This window comes from Sphingomonas sp. BK235 (genome assembly GCF_004345855.1).
Classification (GTDB): domain Bacteria; phylum Pseudomonadota; class Alphaproteobacteria; order Sphingomonadales; family Sphingomonadaceae; genus Sphingomonas.
The window spans coordinates 214074-231612 of record NZ_SLXN01000003.1; the positions used below are offsets into that span (position 1 = coordinate 214074).

At 72.1% G+C, this 17539-nt stretch carries 15 protein-coding genes; 8 read left to right on the top strand and 7 right to left on the bottom strand.

The window, feature by feature from the left end:
• Positions 1-60: 60 nt before the first annotated feature.
• Positions 61-474 carry a VOC family protein gene (locus EV292_RS09920; protein ID WP_132909046.1) on the top strand — a complete coding sequence of 138 codons (414 nt, stop codon included), beginning with the start codon at positions 61-63 and terminating at the stop codon, positions 472-474.
• Here EV292_RS09920 and EV292_RS09925 read toward each other — a convergent pair.
• Positions 471-1055 carry an isochorismatase family cysteine hydrolase gene (locus tag EV292_RS09925; RefSeq protein WP_132909047.1) on the bottom strand — a complete coding sequence of 195 codons (585 nt, stop codon included), beginning with the start codon at positions 1053-1055 and terminating at the stop codon, positions 471-473. The genes EV292_RS09920 and EV292_RS09925 overlap by 4 nt on opposite strands.
• A complete protein-coding gene (locus EV292_RS09930) occupies positions 1048-1476 on the bottom strand; it encodes a hypothetical protein (protein ID WP_132909048.1) in 429 nt (142 codons plus the stop codon). The genes EV292_RS09925 and EV292_RS09930 overlap by 8 nt, the downstream gene beginning before the upstream one ends.
• A gap of 185 nt (positions 1477-1661) precedes the next feature.
• Between EV292_RS09930 and EV292_RS09935 the strand changes: the two genes are divergently transcribed.
• A complete protein-coding gene (locus tag EV292_RS09935; protein ID WP_243693706.1) occupies positions 1662-3635 on the top strand; it encodes a sugar-binding domain-containing protein in 1974 nt (657 codons plus the stop codon).
• Between the two features lie 326 nt (positions 3636-3961).
• Here the strand turns inward: EV292_RS09935 and EV292_RS09940 are convergent, their stop codons facing one another.
• Entirely contained in the window at positions 3962-4228 is a 267-nt protein-coding gene (locus EV292_RS09940) for a hypothetical protein (protein WP_132909050.1), read from the bottom strand.
• A gap of 255 nt (positions 4229-4483) precedes the next feature.
• Here EV292_RS09940 and EV292_RS09945 point away from each other — a divergent pair, with 255 nt between their 5' ends.
• The 5 genes from EV292_RS09945 to EV292_RS09965 all read left to right on the top strand — a co-directional run bounded on the left by EV292_RS09945 (position 4484) and on the right by EV292_RS09965 (position 12779).
• A complete protein-coding gene (locus tag EV292_RS09945; RefSeq protein ID WP_132909051.1) occupies positions 4484-5410 on the top strand; it encodes a hypothetical protein in 927 nt (308 codons plus the stop codon).
• Positions 5411-5421: 11 nt separating this feature from the next.
• Complete coding sequence (locus EV292_RS09950; RefSeq protein ID WP_243693707.1) at positions 5422-5883, top strand: hypothetical protein; 462 nt, start codon at positions 5422-5424, stop codon at positions 5881-5883.
• Between the two features lie 37 nt (positions 5884-5920).
• On the top strand, positions 5921-7057 hold the full coding sequence (locus tag EV292_RS09955) for a hypothetical protein (protein WP_132909053.1): 1137 nt from the start codon (positions 5921-5923) through the stop codon (positions 7055-7057).
• Positions 7058-7149: 92 nt separating this feature from the next.
• Positions 7150-12147: a hypothetical protein gene (locus tag EV292_RS09960; RefSeq protein ID WP_243693708.1), complete on the top strand. Its 4998-nt coding sequence runs from the start codon at positions 7150-7152 to the stop codon at positions 12145-12147.
• Positions 12144-12779, top strand: coding sequence for a PilZ domain-containing protein (locus EV292_RS09965; protein WP_132909054.1), 636 nt, complete (start codon positions 12144-12146; stop codon positions 12777-12779). Before EV292_RS09960 ends, EV292_RS09965 begins: the two co-directional genes overlap by 4 nt.
• Here EV292_RS09965 and EV292_RS09970 read toward each other — a convergent pair.
• The 3 genes from EV292_RS09970 to EV292_RS09980 are packed head-to-tail and all read right to left on the bottom strand — an operon-like array spanning position 12769 to position 15916.
• Positions 12769-13155, bottom strand: a complete 387-nt coding sequence (locus tag EV292_RS09970; protein ID WP_132909055.1) for a response regulator — start codon at positions 13153-13155, stop codon at positions 12769-12771. The genes EV292_RS09965 and EV292_RS09970 overlap by 11 nt on opposite strands.
• Complete coding sequence (locus tag EV292_RS09975) at positions 13152-15269, bottom strand: ATP-binding protein (protein WP_132909056.1); 2118 nt, start codon at positions 15267-15269, stop codon at positions 13152-13154. Before EV292_RS09975 ends, EV292_RS09970 begins: the two co-directional genes overlap by 4 nt.
• Positions 15266-15916, bottom strand: coding sequence for a response regulator transcription factor (locus tag EV292_RS09980; protein WP_132909057.1), 651 nt, complete (start codon positions 15914-15916; stop codon positions 15266-15268). Before EV292_RS09980 ends, EV292_RS09975 begins: the two co-directional genes overlap by 4 nt.
• Positions 15917-16030: 114 nt before the next feature.
• Here EV292_RS09980 and EV292_RS09985 point away from each other — a divergent pair, with 114 nt between their 5' ends.
• The gene (locus tag EV292_RS09985) at positions 16031-16633 is read left to right on the top strand and encodes a hypothetical protein (RefSeq protein WP_132909058.1); all 603 of its coding nucleotides are present in this window, start codon (positions 16031-16033) and stop codon (positions 16631-16633) included.
• Positions 16634-16642: 9 nt separating this feature from the next.
• Here EV292_RS09985 and EV292_RS09990 read toward each other — a convergent pair whose 3' ends face one another.
• Positions 16643-17524: a transglutaminase family protein gene (locus tag EV292_RS09990; protein ID WP_132909418.1), complete on the bottom strand. Its 882-nt coding sequence runs from the start codon at positions 17522-17524 to the stop codon at positions 16643-16645.
• Positions 17525-17539: the final 15 nt, after the last annotated feature.

Consider the following 17539-nt stretch of genomic DNA (forward strand, 5'->3'; position numbering starts at 1 on the left):
GGCGCGCCCCGACGTTGAAGGGCGCGGCGTCGACGATCCGGCGCGCTGAAGGAGACAGGCATGCCGCCGCTCAACGGGGTGCTGGAGACGGCGCTCTACGTCGACGACAAATCGCGCTCGATCGCCTTCTTCCGCGACGTGATGGGGCTGGCGATCCTGCGCGACGAGGAGCGGCTGACCGCCTTCGACGCCGGCGGCGGCAGCGTGTTGCTGATCTTCGCCCGCGGTCAGTCGACCGCGGGTGAGGACATGCCGCAGGGCCATATCCCCGGCCATGACGGCGCGGGGCCGCTCCACGTGGCGTTCAAGGTCGCGGCCGCGGATTATGCGGCCTGGCGCGCGCATCTGCGCGCGGCGGGTGTATGCGAGCTGAGCGAGATCCACTGGCCCGCCGGCGGGCACAGCGTCTATTTCAACGATCCCGACGGCCATGTGCTGGAACTGGCGACGCCGGGCCTGTGGCCCACTTATTAGCGGGCGAGCCAGTCGGCGAGTGGCAGCGAGCTGCTCGGCGCGGTCTCGGCGCACATGCTGTGGCGCATCAGCTCGAGCGCCCAGCGCTGATGTTCCTGCGCCTCGCTCGCCACCGTATCCTGCGGCACCCACAGGTCATAGTCGCGCATGTGCGCGTCCGCCGCGGTGAACAGCACGCAGATGTCGGCGGCGATCCCGGTGAGGATCAGCCGGCTGACGCCGAGCTGCGGCAGCAGCACCGGCAGGTTGGTCGCGTAGAAGCCGGAGAATTGCGGCTTGACGATAAAATAATCCTCGTCGCGCGGCGCGAGCAACGCGATCAGCGCGCCGCCGCGACTGGCCTCGTCGCGGCAATGGTCGACGATCGCCGATCGTTCGGAGAGCCAGTGACCGAAATTGTCGTTGACGTAGATCACCGGCACGCCCGCCGCATCCGCGGCATCGCGCAACGCGCGGATGTGTCGCGCCGCCGCCTCCGCGGAGGCGGCGAGCAATTCGCCCCCGTCGAAGGCGAGATCGTTGATCATGTCGATGATGAGCAGCGCGGTGGCGCCCGGTGCGGGCGTGTCGCGATCAGCCATGCTGCTCGTGCCCTGCCGGCAACGGGGGCATCGGCGTGGCGAGCGGGACGGCGATGAGCTGGCGCACCGCCGCCACGACCTGATAGGCGGCGAAGGGCGCGAGGAGCATCGCGCGATCGCGCAGGAGCGGACTGGGCGCCATCCCCGCCTCGCCGATCAGCAGCAGCGGCACGTCGGCCTCGTCCAACGCCTCGATCAGCGGCAGCGCGCTGCCGTCCTCCAGACGGAGATTGACGATCGCGGCGACCGGTTGATCACGCAGATTGCCGAGCAGCGCCTGCCCCTCCGCCACGCTGCGCACCGGGCCGAGCAGATGGATCCCCGCCTCGTGGAGCGCATGCCGGAGATATTCGACGCGGAACGGCTCGGCCTCGGCCATGAGGACCAGCGCGCGTGCGTGCGGGATAGCGGCGGGAAACATAGCGGCAATGTGACACGGCACCACGACGATCGCGTTAATGTAGGATGGTAACCCACCACTTTCTCATCGCGCGATGACCCGATCGCCAGCGGCGTCGCCAATAATCTGATAATTTGCTTTTCCAACTCGTCTGCCTGTGCCATCCCGCTGACAAGACGCGCGAACGCGCCTGAGGGAGAGGAATGATGAGCAAGCTGGCCCTGATCGTCGCGGCGCTGGCGGGGACGGCGGTGGTGCCGCTCGCGGCGGCGCAGACCGCCCCCGCCACGCCGGCCGGCACGATCTACACCAGCGATCTCGTCACGCGCTGGGGCCGCGCCGTCACGCCGGCCAATGCCTGGCGCAGCTACCCGCGCCCGCAGATGAAGCGGACCAAGTGGCTCAACCTCAACGGCCAGTGGGACTATGCGGTGCGCCCCAAGGCGGCGCCGCAGCCCGCGGAAATGGATGGCAAGATCCTCGTCCCCTTCGCGGTGGAATCGCGCCTCTCGGGCGTGGCGCGCTCGGTCACGCCCGACGATCGGCTGTGGTACAAGCGCAGCTTCGCGGTGCCCGCCGACTGGCAGGGGCAGAGCGTGCTGCTCCACTTCGGCGCGGTCGACTATGAGGCAAGCATCATGGTCAACGGCAGCCTGGTCGGCACGCACCGCGGCGGGTCGGACGCGTTCAGCCTCGACGTCACCGACTATCTGAAATCCGGCGACAACGAGCTGGTGGTGCAGGTCACCGACCCGACCTCCACTGGCGCGCAGCCGCGCGGCAAGCAGGTGCTCAAGCCCAACAGCATCTGGTACACGCCCGTCACCGGCATCTGGCAGACGGTGTGGCTCGAGCCCGTCCCCGCGCTCCATGTCGAGGACATGAAGATCACGCCGGATATCGACCGCGGCACGCTCTCGGTCGACGTCGCGCTCAACCGCAGCGCGGCGGACGACGACGCGGTGCGGATCACCGCCTCGCAGAAGGGCCGCACCGTCGCGACCACGCTGGTGCGCGGCAACCGCCCCGCCACGCTGGCGATCCCCGACGCGCATCTGTGGTCGCCCGACGATCCCTTCCTCTACGATCTCAAGGTCGAGCTGGTGAAGGTGCGCAGCCCCTATACCGGGCCGGACAACAGCCCGCATCGCCAGCGCGGAGACTCGATCCTCACCGCGCAGGAGGCGGCGCTGTATCGCACCCCCGCGGTGCAGGGCGGCGCGCGCGACACGGTCGACGGCTATTTCGCGATGCGCAAGAGCTCGATCGGCGCGGGCAAGGTGCCCGGCCAGCCGGTGATGATGCTCAACAACAAGCCGCTCTTCCAGAACGGCACGCTTGATCAAGGCTGGTGGCCCGACGGGCTGCTCACCCCGCCGTCGGAGGAGGCGATCCGCTTCGAGATCGACTATCTCAAGTCTTCGGGCTTCAACATGTTGCGCAAGCACATCAAGGTCGAGCCGGCGCAATATTACTATGAGGCCGATCGGCTGGGCATCCTGATCTGGCAGGACATGCCCTCGGGCGAGGAGGACGAGAGCCTCGACCAGTTCGTCCGCCCCTCGTCGCAGGGCGAGGCGCTGATGCCGCAGGAGACCACCAACGAATTCGAATATGAGCTCACGCGGATGATCAGCGACCTGCGCAACCATCCCTCGATCGTGACCTGGGTCGTCAACAACGAGGGCTGGGGGCAATATGCCTCGACGCGGCTCGCCAAGATGGTCCACGAGCTCGATCCCAGCCGGCTGGTCAACAAGGTATCGGGCTGGCTCGACACCGGTGATGCCGGCTCCGACCTGTACGACATCCACACCTATGAGGATGTGCCCAAGGCGCCGACGCATCAGACGCATCGCGCGATCGTGATCGGCGAGTTCGGCGGGATCGGCCTGCCGGTGCCGGGCCATCTCTGGTTCCCCGCGCGCAACAACTGGGGCTATCAGACCGCCAAGGACAAGGCCGACTATCAGGCGCGTTACCAGCGCAAGTACGACGAGGTGATCCGCCAGGCGCGCGAGCTGGGGCTGAGCGCGGCGGTCTATACCCAGACCACCGATGTCGAGGGCGAGATCAACGGCCTGCTCACCTACGATCGCGCCGAGAGCAAGCTGCCGCCCGCCACCTTCGCGCGCATCCACGCGCCGCTCCACGCCGCCGAGCCGGGGGCGGGGAAATAGGCGAGGGCGGGATGGCGGCACATCGGGTCACCTCGACGCTTCGGTGGCGCCTGCGGCGTCGCCCAGGCTCTCCCCGTTATTCCGGCCTCCTCCCCGGTCATCCCGGCCTCCTCCCCCGTCATCCCGGACTTGTTCCGGGATCCACCCTGCCGCGCACTTTCAAGGCGTTGCTCTCGCGGAGCAGTGGATCCCGGAACAAGTCCGGGATGACGGGAGGTGAGGAGCGGTCCCGCAATTGCGCAGCGGAGTCCTTGAGGCGGAGACGCCCGCTCGCGTCGGCGCGACGCTCCCTGCTGTTAGATCCTCCCCCGCGAGGGCGCCTCTCGCTACCTGCGCGCCCCCTTGCGCAGCAGCGCGGTCCAGCGACGCCAGCCGGTCGGGCGGTGGAAGGTGTCGAGCCCGCGGTCGTCGAGCGCGCGGACCAGATCGCGCGTGAGCGAGCGCAGCTGGCGGTCGTTCACCACCAGGCTGACCCGCTCATAATCCTGCCGCCGTACGTCTTCCGCCGAGCGGGCCAGCTGCAGCGTCACCACGAAGCCGTGGCGCGTGCGGTCGCGCTTCCAGCCGACCAGGATCGCGGGCGCCTCGGTCATCACTCCACCCCCCGGTGACGTCGTGCGCGCGGCGTGACATCCGCGCCGCGCGATGCTGTGCGCGGCCTTGACGTAAAGCAAGAGCCGCTCGCCGCGCGTGCCGCACGCCTCCCCGTACTGGGCGGACTCTCCTTTTGGTTCCTCATACTTAGGTCGAAATCGCGGTTAGTGAAACGACGTCGCTAGGACCTGCTTAACCAGACCGACCGCTGATCGTCCTCGAACACTCGCATGGGGCGAGCGGCGGAGGGTTCGATGGCGGCCGGGCTTCGGTGGTCTGCACGGATGGCGGTGATCGCGGCGACGATGGTGTCGCTCGCTGGCGCCGCGCGTGCGGGGACGCCGGCGGGGACGCAGATCGTCAACACCGCGCGCATGACGGTCGCCGGCGACACGCCGCGCGCGATCGACAGCAACACCGTCACCGTCGCGGTCGACGCGGTGGTCGACGTGGCGCTCGTCGCCGAGGTGGCGAGCGTGGCGCTGAACGCCGCGGCGACGCTGCCCGTCGCCTTCACCGTCACCAATCGCGGCAACGCGCCCGCGACCTATGATCTGACCGCGGCGGTCGACGCGGCGGGCGCGACGGTCGGCGCGATCGTCCCCGACGTCGATGGCGACGGCCGCTACGATCCCGCGATCGATCGCGGCGACGCCGCGGTGACGCTGGCGCCGGGGGCCAGCGCGCGCGTCTTCGTGCTGGTCGCGGGCGCTACCGTCGCCGGCACCGTCACCGCCACCGCGACCGCCCGCGCGGGGACCGGCGCGCCGGGCACGCTTCTCCCCGCCGCTGGCCCCGCGGGCAGCGACGCGGTGGTCGGCACCACCAGCGCGCGCGCCAGCGCCACCAGCCGCCTCGTCGCCGAGACCGCGGCGGCGCGGCTCGACAAGGCGCAGTCGGTCGTCGCGCCCGACGGCAGCACGCGCGCGATGGTCGGCTCGGTGGTGACCTACACGCTCGTCGCGCGCTTCGCGCGCGATTGCCCCGCGGTCGAGGTCAGCGACGCGGTGCCCGAGGGCACGCGCTTCGTCGCGGGCAGCATCACGCTCGACGACCAGCCCGTCAGCGACGCGACCGACGCCGATCCCGGCCGGCTCGACGGCGCCGCGGTTCGCGTCGCGCTCGGCGACATGCCCGCGGGCGCGACCCGCACCATCCGCTTCAAGGCCATCATCCTGTGAGGAAAGCTATGATGATCCGTTCGCTCCTGCTGCTCGGCGCCGCGATCGCCGCGCCCGCCACCGCCGCCGGCCCGCTCGAGGTGAGCTCGAAGGTGCTCGTCGAGAGCAAGCAGCGCGCCGCCGACGGCACGACGCGCGTCGCGCTGGTTCCCGCGCGGCGCGCGGTGCCGGGCGACCGGGTCGTGTTCGTGCTGAGCTATCGCAACACCGGTGCGCAGCCGCTCAGCGATATCGTGTTCGACAATCCGGTGCCGCAGGGCGTCGCCTATCGCGCGCCGATGGCGGGGTCGCCCGCGCCCGACGTGTCGGTCGACGGGCGGCACTACGCCACGCTCGACCGGCTGACCGTCGCCGCGGCGGGGGGCACGCGCGCCGCCGCGGCGGATGACGTCACCCATGTGCGCTGGCGCCTCGCGCGGCCGCTCGCGCCGGGGGCGCGGGGCGAGTTCGCGTTCCAGGCCGCGCTCAAATGATCTCCCACCACCACGTTCGTAACAGGAAGGACAAGACATGTTCGTGAGACGGGCCATCGCCGTGCTGCTGGCCGGCACAGCCGGCGTCGGCATCGCCGGCGCGGCGCACGCGCAGACCTCGGCGGCGCAGCTGACCACCGCGGGCACGCGCATCGACAACACCGCGTCGGTGACCTATTCGGTCAACGGCACCAACCAGTCGACCACCTCGACGACCGCGTCGTTCGTGGTCGACAAGAAGGTGAACTTCACCGTCGTCACCGCGCAGACCGGGCCGACCGCGGTCAATCTCAACGACCAGAACGCGGTCACCACCTTCCGCGTCACCAACCTGACCAATGACGTGCAGGACTTCCTGCTCGATCCCGATCAGCAGAACATCTCGCTCGGCCTGTTCCCGGGGAGCGACAATTTCGACCTGACGAGCCTGCGCGCCTACGTCGATTCGAACGGCAACGGCCGCTACGACGCCGGCGTCGATACCCAGACCTATATCGACGAGCTGGCCCCCGACGCGTCGGTCACCGTCTTCATCGTCGGCAACGTGCCCAATCAGGCGGGTGCGCAATATGCCTATGACTCGCTCCACGTGATCGCGGCGGCGGGCGGCCAGGCGGGGACGCAGGGGTCGATCCTGCTCGCCACCGACCTCAACCTGATCGGCGCCGACAACACGGTCGACATCGTCTTCGCCGACGACGACAGCGACGGTGCGCTGCTCGGCGACATCGCGCGCAACGGCCAGGGCCGCGCTTACTCGGGCTATCACGTCGCGGTGAACAACGTCGCGCTGACGGTCGCCAAGTCGGCGCGCGTGCTGGCCGACGGGCTGGGCTCCGCCATCCCCAAGGCGATCCCCGGCGCGACCGTGGAATATTGCCTGCGCGTCAACAATGCGACGCTGACCGCGGGCGCGAGCGGCGTGTCGCTGAGCGACAACATCCCGGCGCACACCACCTATGTGCCCGGCTCGATCTCGATCGGTACCCCCGGCGCGCTCGGCATCGCCTGCGTCGTCAACGGATCGACCGAGGATGACGACGCCGACGACGCCACCGAGACCGACGGCCTCACCGCCTCGTTCGACGGAGTCGCCAAGAAGGTGATCGCCAATGTCGGCGACGTCAGCGGGGGTGGCTCGGTCGCCGCCTCGTTCAAGGTGACGATCGACTAGGCCGGGATCCTCCTGCCCCCATCACCGGCGCGCCGAGCGCGCCGGCCCCGCTCACCCCCCGGCGCGTCCCGCGCGCCGGGCAGGGACCCTGCATGCCCGGAACGTCCGCTCTCTCCCTCGTCACCCCGCTGCGCGCGTTCGCGGCGGCGACGCTGTGCGCGCTCGCCGCGCTGGCGTCGGGCGCGGGCGCGCAGGTGGCGCAGGTGAGCAACACCGCGCAGCTCAGTTTCGGCGCGGCCGGCGCGCGGCAGACGGTCAGCTCGAACACCGTGTCGCTGGCGGTGGACCGCACCAGGCGCCCCAGCTCGCTCAGCTTCCGCCTGCTGCCGATCGGCTATTCGCTCACCGGGATGCGCTGCGAGCCCGACTCGCAGGCGCCGTTCATGCCCGCGCCGATCGACGCCGCCGATCTGGCACGCGCCGCGCCGCTGCGCACGATCGACACCAAGCAGCCGATGATCATCGTGCTCGACGCCGCGGCCGACAACCATGATCCGGCCGTGCGCGAGACCGACTGGATCGACGTCACCACCGACGCGCGCACCGTCAAGCTGCCGCTGCTCGAGACCGGGCCGAACACGGGCGTGTTCGCGGGCGGCGTGCCGGGGGGCGGGACGCGTTCGGAGCTCGCCGCCTGCGACCCGACGCGCCGCCGCGGCGCCTTCATCCGCATGGCCTATGCGGGCAATGCGCTGAGCATGCCCTCCGAGGCCGCGGTGCTGGTCGATCCCGCAGGCTTCGTGTTCGATTCCGCCACCGGCGCGCTGATCGACGGCGCGGAGGTGACCCTGCTCGACGCCGACGGCCGGCCCGCGCAGGTGTTCGGCGACGACGGCGTCAGCAGCTATCCCGCCACCGTCGTCAGCGGCGGCTCGGCGCATGACGCGAGCGGGCGCGCCTATCAGTTCAGCACGGGCAATTACCGCTTCCCGCTGGTGGCGCCGGGTACCTACCACCTGCGCGTCGTCCCGCCCGGCGCCTATGTCGCGCCGTCGACGCGCGATCGCGCGCAACTCGCCGAGCTGCTCGACCCGGCGGGGCGCCCCTTCATGATCAACGACGCCTCGTTCGGCGCGGGCTTCACCATCTCCACCCCCGATCCCTTCTATTCCGACATCCCGCTCGATCGCACCGGCGACACCGTGCTGCTGTTGAGCAAGACCGCCTCGACGCGCGAGGCCTCGCCCGGCGATCCGGTGCAATATCGCATCGCCGTGACCAACCGCGGCGACACCGCGGCGCGGTCGATCAGCCTGACCGACCTGCTGCCCGCCGGCCTGCGCTACCAGCGCGGCTCGACCCGCGGCATCGCCGAGCCCGAGCTCGCGCCCGACGGCCGCCAGCTGCGCTTCGCGGTGCCCGAGCTCGCCGCGCACGCGACGGTGGAGCTGCGCTATACCGTCACGATCGCCGCGGGCGCCAAGCCCGGCGAGACGCTCAACCGTGTGCTCGCCAGCGCCAGCGCGGGGGTCACCGGCAACGAGGCGGCCGCGGCGGTGCGGATCCGCCCGCTGCTGTTCAGCGACGGCTTCACCGTGATCGGACGCGTCACCGAGGGCGATTGCGCCGACCCCGTCGCGGGGCGGCGCGGCGTGCCGGGGATCCGGCTGCTGCTGGAGGACGGTACCTATGTCGTTACCGACAAGGACGGCCTGTACCATTTCGAGGGCGTGCGCGCCGGCCGCCACGTCGTCGCGCTCGATCGCGATTCGGTGCCCGCCAGCCATGCCCCGGTCGCGTGCGACGCGGACACGCGCCAGGCCGGCAGCGCCGCGTCGCGCTTCGTCGAGAGCGACGGCGGCCTGGTCAAGCGCGTCGACTTCCAGCTTCGCCCCACCGGGGTCGTCGCCGCGGCCAGCGCCGCGCTGCCGGTGCCGGTGCTCGCCGACGGCGCGGCCGCGGGGGCGGGGCGCGACTGGTTCGCGGGGCAGCAGCCCGGCATCGCCTTTCTCTTCCCCGAGCCGGAGCATAACCCGCGCGCGCCCGCGGTTCGCGTCGTCATCAAGCATCGCCCCGGCCAGCGCGTCGCGCTGACGATCAACGGCCAGCCGAGCGACCCGATCGCCTATGACGGCACTGACACCGATCCCGCCGGGACGATCGCGATCGCGCGCTGGAGCGGCGTGCCGGTGGCGCCCGGCGACAACGATTTGGTCGCGCGCGTGCTCGACGCGTCGGGCGCGGTGGTGGGTACGCTGACCCGCCGCGTCCATGTCGCGGGCGCGCCCGCGCAGGTGGTCGCGGTGGCGGAGAAGAGCCGGCTGATCGCGGATGGCCTGACGCGGCCGCTGCTCGCGCTGCGCGCCACCGACGGGCAGGGCCGGCCGGTGCGCGCGGGCACGCTGCTGACGGTCCGGGTCGACGCGCCTTACGCGGTCGCGGAGGATGTCGCGCTCGCGCAGGAGCGGCGCCAGGTCGCCGACGGCGGCACGCACAGCGCGCAGGTGGTGGGCGACGACGGCTATGCCTTCGTCGCGCTGGAGCCGACGATGCAGGGCGGCGCGGTGCGCGCGCATGTCGAGCTGGCGGACCGGCAATCGCGGCGGACGATCGACCTGACCGGCTGGCTCGCCGCGCCGGCGCGCAACTGGACCGTCGTCGGCTTCGGCGCGGGCACCTTCGGCTATGACGTGTTGCGCCGGAACAGTGGCGTGCTGCCGCGCGGCGTGCGCGGCGGGGTGGTGCGCGACGGCCAGCTCGCGCTCTACGCCAAGGGGCGGGTGCGCGGATCCTGGCTCGCGACGATCGCCTATGACAGCGACCGCCGCCGCGACCGCAGCCGCGGCCTGCTCGGCACGATCGATCCCGATCGCTATTACACCGTCTACGGCGACGGCACGCGTCAGGGCTATGACGCGGCGACCGACCGTAAATTGTACCTGCGGCTGGAGCGGCGCGAATTCTACGCTCTGTTCGGCGACTATGAGACCGGGCTGACCGCGACCCGGCTGGGCCGCTACAGCCGCACGCTCAACGGGCTCAAGGCCGAATATGACGGCGAGCGGCTCCAGTTCAGCGCCTTCGCCGCGCACACCGACGAGCGCTACGCGCGCGACGAGATCCCCGGCAACGGGCTGAGCGGTCCCTATCGGCTGGCCGCGCGCGACATCGTGCCCAACAGCGACAAGCTGCGCATCGAGGTGCGCGACCGGTTCCGCCCCGAGCGGATCATCGCCACCACCCAGATGACGCGCCACCTCGACTATGACATCGACACCGCGGCGGGGACGATCCGCTTCCGCGAGCCGGTGCTGACGCGCGACGCCGCGCTCAACCCGGTGTTCGTGGTGGTCGATTACGAGACCTATGGCAGCGGCCGGAAGATGGTGGCGGGCGGACGTGCCGCGGTGAAGCTGGCGCGCGGCGCGGTCGAGCTCGGCGCCACCGCGCTCCACGACGAGACCACCGCCACCGCGGACGTGCTCGCGGTCGACGTGCGCGCGCGCGCCGGCGCGGCGACCGAAGTGCGCGCCGAGGCGGCCAGCGGCGGGCGCGGCGGGCTTCGGGTCGGCCAGGCCTTTCTCGCGGAGGCGGAGCATCACGGCGCCCGCGCCGATCTGCTCGTCTACGCCCGCCAGCAGGACCGCGCCTTCGGCGTGTCGCAGCAGAATGTGGTGGAGGCGGGGACGCGCCGCGTCGGGCTCGACGGGCGGCTGCAGCTCGACCCACGGCTCGCGCTCACCGCGACCGGCTGGTACCAGCAGCAGCTCGACGGCCCGGGGCGGCGCACCGCGATCGACACGCGGCTGGAATGGCGGCGCGAGCGCGGCACGCTCTATGCGGGTGCGCAGCTGGCGACCGATCGCGGCATCGACGGCGCCGAGCGCGACTCGCGGCTGCTCACGCTCGGCGGCACCCAGGCGGTGCTCGACGGCAAGCTGACGCTCGCGGGCCAGACCCAGGTCGCGCCCGGCGGCGACAAGGCCAGCGTCGACTTCCCGGTGCGCCACCAGCTCACCGCGGGCTATCGCATCGCGCCGACGGTGCGGCTGATCGGCGGCTATGAGATCGCCGAGGGCGCGACCTATAGCGCGCGCACCGCGCGGGTCGGCTTCGACGTCGCGCCCTGGTCGGGCGCCAAGCTGATGAGCACGGTCAACCAGCAGGCGGTCGGCGGCGAGGAGGCGGGGCGCGTCTATGCGCAATATGGGCTGAGCCAGTCGCTGCCGCTCGGCCGGCGCTGGATCGTCGACGCCACGCTCGACGCGAGCAGCACGCTGCGCGGCAGCGTTCCCGCGGGCGCCGCGGTCAACGCCTTCCAGTCGGGCGGGATCAGCGGCGCGTCGATCCAGGACGCGGCGGGCACCGATTATGCCGCGATGACGCTCGGGGCGACCTATCGCGCCGATCGCTGGTCGTGGAACGGGCGCGCGGAATATCGCGCGAGCGACGCGGGGGATCGCCTCGGCCTGACCAGCAACCTGCTGCGCTCGCTGGGAGAGGGGCGCACGATCGCGGCCGGGCTGCGCTGGTACACGATCGACCAGTCGCCCGCGCAGCGCGCCTCGTCGCTGTCCGGCGACATCGCGCTGGCGTGGCGTCCGCTCGACAGCCGCTGGTCGCTGCTGGAGCGGTTCCAGCTCCGCCGCGACCGCGCCGACGCGGGCGTGACCGATCGCAACGTCCTCGGCGTCGCCGCCGGCGCGGGCGCGTTCCAGGCGACGCTGCGCGCGGTCAACAATGCCGCGCTCAACTATCGCTCGGGCGCCGAGGGCGAGGGGCACGGGATCGAGTTGACGCTGTACCACGGCATCAAATGGGTGCGCGGCAGCTTCGGCGCGGACGATTACACCGGGCTGACCCAGGTGGTGGGCGCCGAGGTGCGGCGCGACCTGGGCGGGCGGTTCGACATCGGCGTCCAGGGATCGGCACAGCATGGCATCACCAGCCACACGCTGGCGTTCAGCGCAGGGCCGAGCCTGGGCGTGTCGCCGGCGCGTGACCTGTGGATCAGCGCGGGCTATAATGTCAGCGGCTATCGTGATCGTGACTTCGGGCAGGATCGGTATACGCGGCGCGGGCCGTATCTGACGCTGCGGATGAAGTTCGATCGCGACAGTGTCGGCGCGCTCTTGGGGACACGAGGATGATGACGCGAGCGGTCCGTGATGCGGCGAACGACGAGGCGGTCGGGATCCTGGTCCAGCCCCCCGCCGAGGCGGAGCAGCGCGCCGCGCCGCGACAGCGCACGCTCTACGCGCTCGGTCGCTTGCTGGTCGCGGGCGGGCAGCGCGTCTGTACGGTACGCAACCTTTCCCCCGGCGGCGTGGGGATCGAGCTGGACGCGCCGCCCCCGGTGGGCACGGCGGTGCAGATCGAGACGCGCGGCCTGCCGCTCCGCGCGGCGGAAGTGTGCTGGGTGAGCGACCGCGCGGTCGGGCTCACGTTCGTCGACACGCCGGCGGAGGAGCTGGTGCGCGCGGCGGAGGCGACCCCGCGCAGCCCGCGGTTCGGCTATGAAGGGCCGGTCGAGCTGGTGACCGGTGCGGGGCTGAGCGAGTGCCGCGCGATCGATCTCGGGCTGGGCGGGATCCGCGTCGCGGGCGCGCTGCCCGGCGCGCCGGGCGACGCGCTGGAGGTGGTGATCGACGCGATGCTCGCGGTGCGGGGCCGGCTCGCCTGGGACCGCGGCGACAGTTTCGCGATCGAGTTCGCCGCCCCGCTCAGCACGCGTCAGCTCGCCGGTGCGATCGCGCGCTGGGAGGCGACGCTCACCCGCTGAGCGGCGCCGTGCCGAGCAGCGCGCGCAGCTCGGCGGCGAGCGACAGCGGCTCGAACGGCTTGACGATCACTCCCGCGGCGCCGAGCGTGCGCAGCGCGGCGACCTCATGGTCGCGGCCGTGCGCGGTCATGAAGATCACCGGCAGCCGCGGCGCATAGGCGCGCAACGCGGTGAACAGCGCGGGTCCGTCCATGTCGGGCATCGTCACGTCGAGCAGCGCCGCGTCGAACCGGCTCGCCGCGGCGAGCGCCAGCGCCTCGCGCGCCGAGGCGGCGGCGTGGAGCGCGATCGTCGGGTCGAGCCCCAGCGCGAGTTCGACGATCGTGCGGATGTCGGGATCGTCGTCGACGAACAGCAGATGGAGCGGGGCGATCAAGCTTTAGGCCCGACGGTCGGCGGCGCGGTCGTCGCGCGCGTCGCGAGCAGCCGCCGCGCGGTGGCGGCGAGATCGGGGAGCGAGTGGCGCCCCTTGGTCAGCACCACATCGGCGCGCGCCGCGAGGGGGGCGGGGATCTGCTGCCCGGAGAAGATGATGACGGGGATCGGCGCGCCCTCCGCATCGATGAGGTCGGGGATCAGCTCCGGCCCGTGACCGTCGACCACCTGCATGTCGAGGATCGCGAGCGCGGGGGCGCGTTCGCGCAGCAGCGCACGCGCCCGGTCCAGGCTGGGAGCAGCGATCACACGCGCGGTCTCCGCGAGCGCGGCGGCGACCGTCTCGCGCACGTCGGGATCGTCGTCGACGTGGAGCACCAGCGGGCGATCGCCAGCCATCGCGGGCGCCGCCTCGACCGCGCTCGCCGCGGCGAGCGGCAGCTCGATCACGAAGCGCGTCCCGCCGCCGTCGCGATCCTCGAACCAGATCGCGCCGTCGTGGCGCCACACGATCTCGCGCGCGATGGCGAGGCCCAGCCCGGTGCCCACCGCCTGGCCGGGCGTCCGGTGTGACTGGAACCGCTCGAACAAACGCTCGCGCAGCGAGTCGGGGATGCCGCCACCGCGATCCTCGACGCACAGCCGCGCGCGCCCCTCCAGCGCGGCGGTGACGAGCCGGATCTCGCTGCCCGGGGGAGAGGCGTGGACCGCGTTGGAGAGCAGGTTGGTCACCACCTGGAGCAGCCGCCCCGCGTCGCCCGCCACGGTCAGCGGCACCGGACCGGGCGCCGGGACCAATGTGATGCCGCGGCTGCGCGCCAGCCCTTCGCCGTCGCGTACCGCGTCGGCAGCGACGGCGCGCAGGTCGAGCGGGACGCGCGCCATCGCGAGTTGGCCCGACTCGATGCGGTCGATGTCGAGCATGTCGTTGATGAGCCGGATCAGCCGTCGCGCGTTGCCGTCGGCGATGTCGACCAGTCGCGCCGCCTGCGGCGACAATTCCTCGACGGTGCCGCCGCGCAGCAGCGCCAGCGCGCCGACCACCGAGGTGAGCGGCGTGCGCAACTCGTGGCTGACGGTGGAGATCAGCTCGTCCTTGGCGCGTTCCACGCGGGCGCGCTCGGACACGTCGCGGAGCGACAGGACGAGATGGTCGCCGCTGGGCACGCGCATCACCCCGATCGCGACGTCGACCGACACCTCGCTGCCGTCGCGCCGCCGCACGCGCCGGCCGGGCAGGAAGCTGCGCGCGAGTCGACCGTCGCGCAGGCCGATGCGGCGGTGGAAGTCGCCGCTCCCCTCCGCCAGCTCGAGCACGGTGGCGACGTCGCGGCGCTCCAGCTCGGCCGCGGGGGCGCCGATCAGCTCGGCCGCGGCGGCGTTGACCTGCTCGATCGTGCCGCTGGGATTGAGGATCATCAGCGCGTCGCTGGTGCTGCGCAGCACCGCGGCGTTACGCTCGGCGCCCTCATAGGCCGCGAGCGCGCCGTCATAGGCGGCGCGGCGCGACTGCCACAGCGAGCGCAGCGTCACCGCCAGCGCGATCGTCAGCAACACACCGGAGGCTTGCAGCAGTCGGCGCAACTCCGCGCGCCGCTCGGCGAAGGCGATGCGCTGCGCGGTGACCTGCGCGCGGCTGGTGTGGCGCGCGCGCGCCACCGCCGCGCGCAGCCGGTCCATCAGCCGCCGTCCCTCCCCCGCCGCGACGGCCGCGCGCGCGGCGGTGCGGTCGCCGGCGCGTGCCAGCGCGAGCGTGCGATCCAGCTCGGCGAATTTGGCCTCCACCAGCGCCGCGATCTCCGCGGTGGCGACCCCCGGTATCCGCTGCAGCCGCGCCGCGGTGGCGCGCGCGGGGCTCAAGGGGCCGAGATAGGCCGCATCGCCGGTGAGCAGATAGCCGCGCTGCGCCGTCTCCGCGTCCTTGAGGGCAGACAGCAGCGACAGTTGGTCGCGCTCGCGATCGAACGAGCGCAGCGCCGCGGCGTAGAGCCGTTCCGAGCGGGCATATTCGGCGTCGGTCCACGCCATCAGCGCGACGATCGAGAGCGGCACCATCGCCGCGATCAGCAGGAAGCGCCGCGCCGAGGGAGGCGCCGGACGCTCCTCGGCGCTCACCGCGCCCCGCCCATCAGCGGCTGCACCGCGAGCAGCGCCTGCGCGCGGTTGCTGACCCCCAGCTTGCGGAAGATCGCGGTCAGATGCGCCTTGATCGTCGCCTCGGTGACGTCGAGATCGCGCGCGATCTGCTTGTTCGAGCGACCGTCCGCGAGCGCGATCAGCACCCCGCGCTGCGCCGGGGACAGCGCGTCGATCCGCGACTTCAGGTCGCCCACGTTGACGGCCGAGGGATCGATCGGCGGGAAGGCGACATGGCCGACATCGACCCGGCGCAGCCGCTCGGCCAGCGCGTCGAGGGGCAGGCTCTTGAACAGATAGCCCGCGGCGCCGAGCGCCCGTGCCGCCTCGACCAGATGCGAGTCCTCGCTGGCGCTGACCACCACCACGCGCGCGACCGGCGCGTGCATCTGCAAGGTCAGCAGGCCGGAGAAGCCGTGCGCGTCGGGGAGCTGGAGATCGAGCAGGATCATGCGCCAGCTGCCCCGCCGCGCGGCTTCCGCCGCCTCCCCGATCGATCCGGCGCCGACGACCGTCACGCCGGGCATCGCGGCGCGCGCCGCCAGCGCCAGCCCCTCGCGCGTGAGCGGATGGTCGTCGGCCACCAGGACGCGGCCGCCCAGCTGTCGCTCCTGCTCTTCGATCATTCTGAAATGCTTATCTTCTTATGGGTATATAGCGTCTCTTTCCAAGCCGGCTGAGTCGAGCGGTTTTTGGACCAAAGTGGCGGAGTTTCAATGCGTTCGGACAATTGTCCTCCCTTGGCCCTAATTCTCGCCCCCGCGACCGAGCGCGATCGGATCGCGGGCGCGCTGGCGCAAATCGGCTGGCACGCCGCCGCACCCGTGGCGGGGGCGGCGCTTCGCCCCGAGGTGATCCTGTGTGCGGTGGACGAGGGCGGGCGCGCTGCCGCGACGCTGCGCGCCGGTGCGATCGAGCTGGCGCAGGTGCCGGTGGTCGCGCTCGCCTCGGCCGAGTGGATCGCGGCGACCGACTGGCGCGGCGCCGGCTATGACGCCGCGGTCGACCGCGCGGCCTCGCCCGCGGCGCTCGCGGACGCGCTCGGCGCGTGGCGTCGCGACGAGACGCTGGCGACGCTCGACCGGCTGGAGGCGACCTTCGGCAGCCACGCCTTCGGCGATCTGCTGCGCAGTTTCCGGCGGCTGCTGGAACGCGTCCGCGACGATCGCGACGATGCCGCGATCGCGGCGCTGGCGCATCGCGTCGCCGGGATCGCGGGGACGCTCGGCTTCGCCGCGCTGGGGCAGTGGTGGCTGCGCTTCTCCGAGGGCGAGGTGGAACTCGCCGGCACCGCGCGCCGTGCCGCCGCGCACGCCATCGCCACGCTCGACCGGCGCGGCTGAGCCTCGACGTCAGTCCGTCAGCGGCGCGACGTCGACGCTGACGTGCATCGCCTGCGCGCCCGAGCCGAGCACCACGCCGTCGACCGGCGCGATCTCGGCGTAATCGCGCCCGATCGCGACCAGCACATGGTCGCTGGCCATCCAGATGCCGTTGGTCGGGTCCAGCCCGATCCAGCCGCGCGCCGGCCCGCACCACAGCAGCACCCAGGCATGGGTGGCGTCGGCGCCGACCAGCCGCTCCTGGCCGGGCGGGGGCAGGGTGCGGATATAGCCGGAGGCATAGGCCGCCGGCAGCCCGCAGCCGCGCAGCCCCGCGATCATCACCTGCGCGAAATCCTGGCAGACGCCGCGGCGCTGACGAAACGCCTGATGCGGCGGCGTGTCGACCAGCGTGGCGGTGGGATCGAAGGTGAAGTCGCGCTGGATCCGCCGCGCCAGCGCGATCCCCGCCTCGAGCGCGTTGCGCCCGGGGTCGAGTTCCTCGCGGCAATAGGCCGCGATCGCCGGATCGAGCGGGATCAGCGGCGAGGGGTAGAGATAGGCCGCCGGACCGGCCGCGGAGAGATCGGCGACGCCGCGCGCGAGCGTGGCAACCTCGGCGAGGCTGGGGTCCGTCGCCGCGGGGACGGGCACGTCGCGCGCGATCGTCACACGCGCGCGGCTCTCGATCGTCAGCGAGCGCACCGGCTCCTCGATCACCAGCCGCTCGACATGTGCGAGCCCCGCCTCGGCGCGCGCGGGCTGGACGCGACCCGCGGGCGCGACCGTCAGGGCGAAGGATTCCACGCGCTGCCCGGGCCAGTCGATCGGGCGCAGCCGCAGGTTGCAGCGCGCGAACTTGACCGCATTGCCGTAATCGAAGCGCGTCACATGATGGATGTCGTAGCGGATCGGTGACGTCACCGC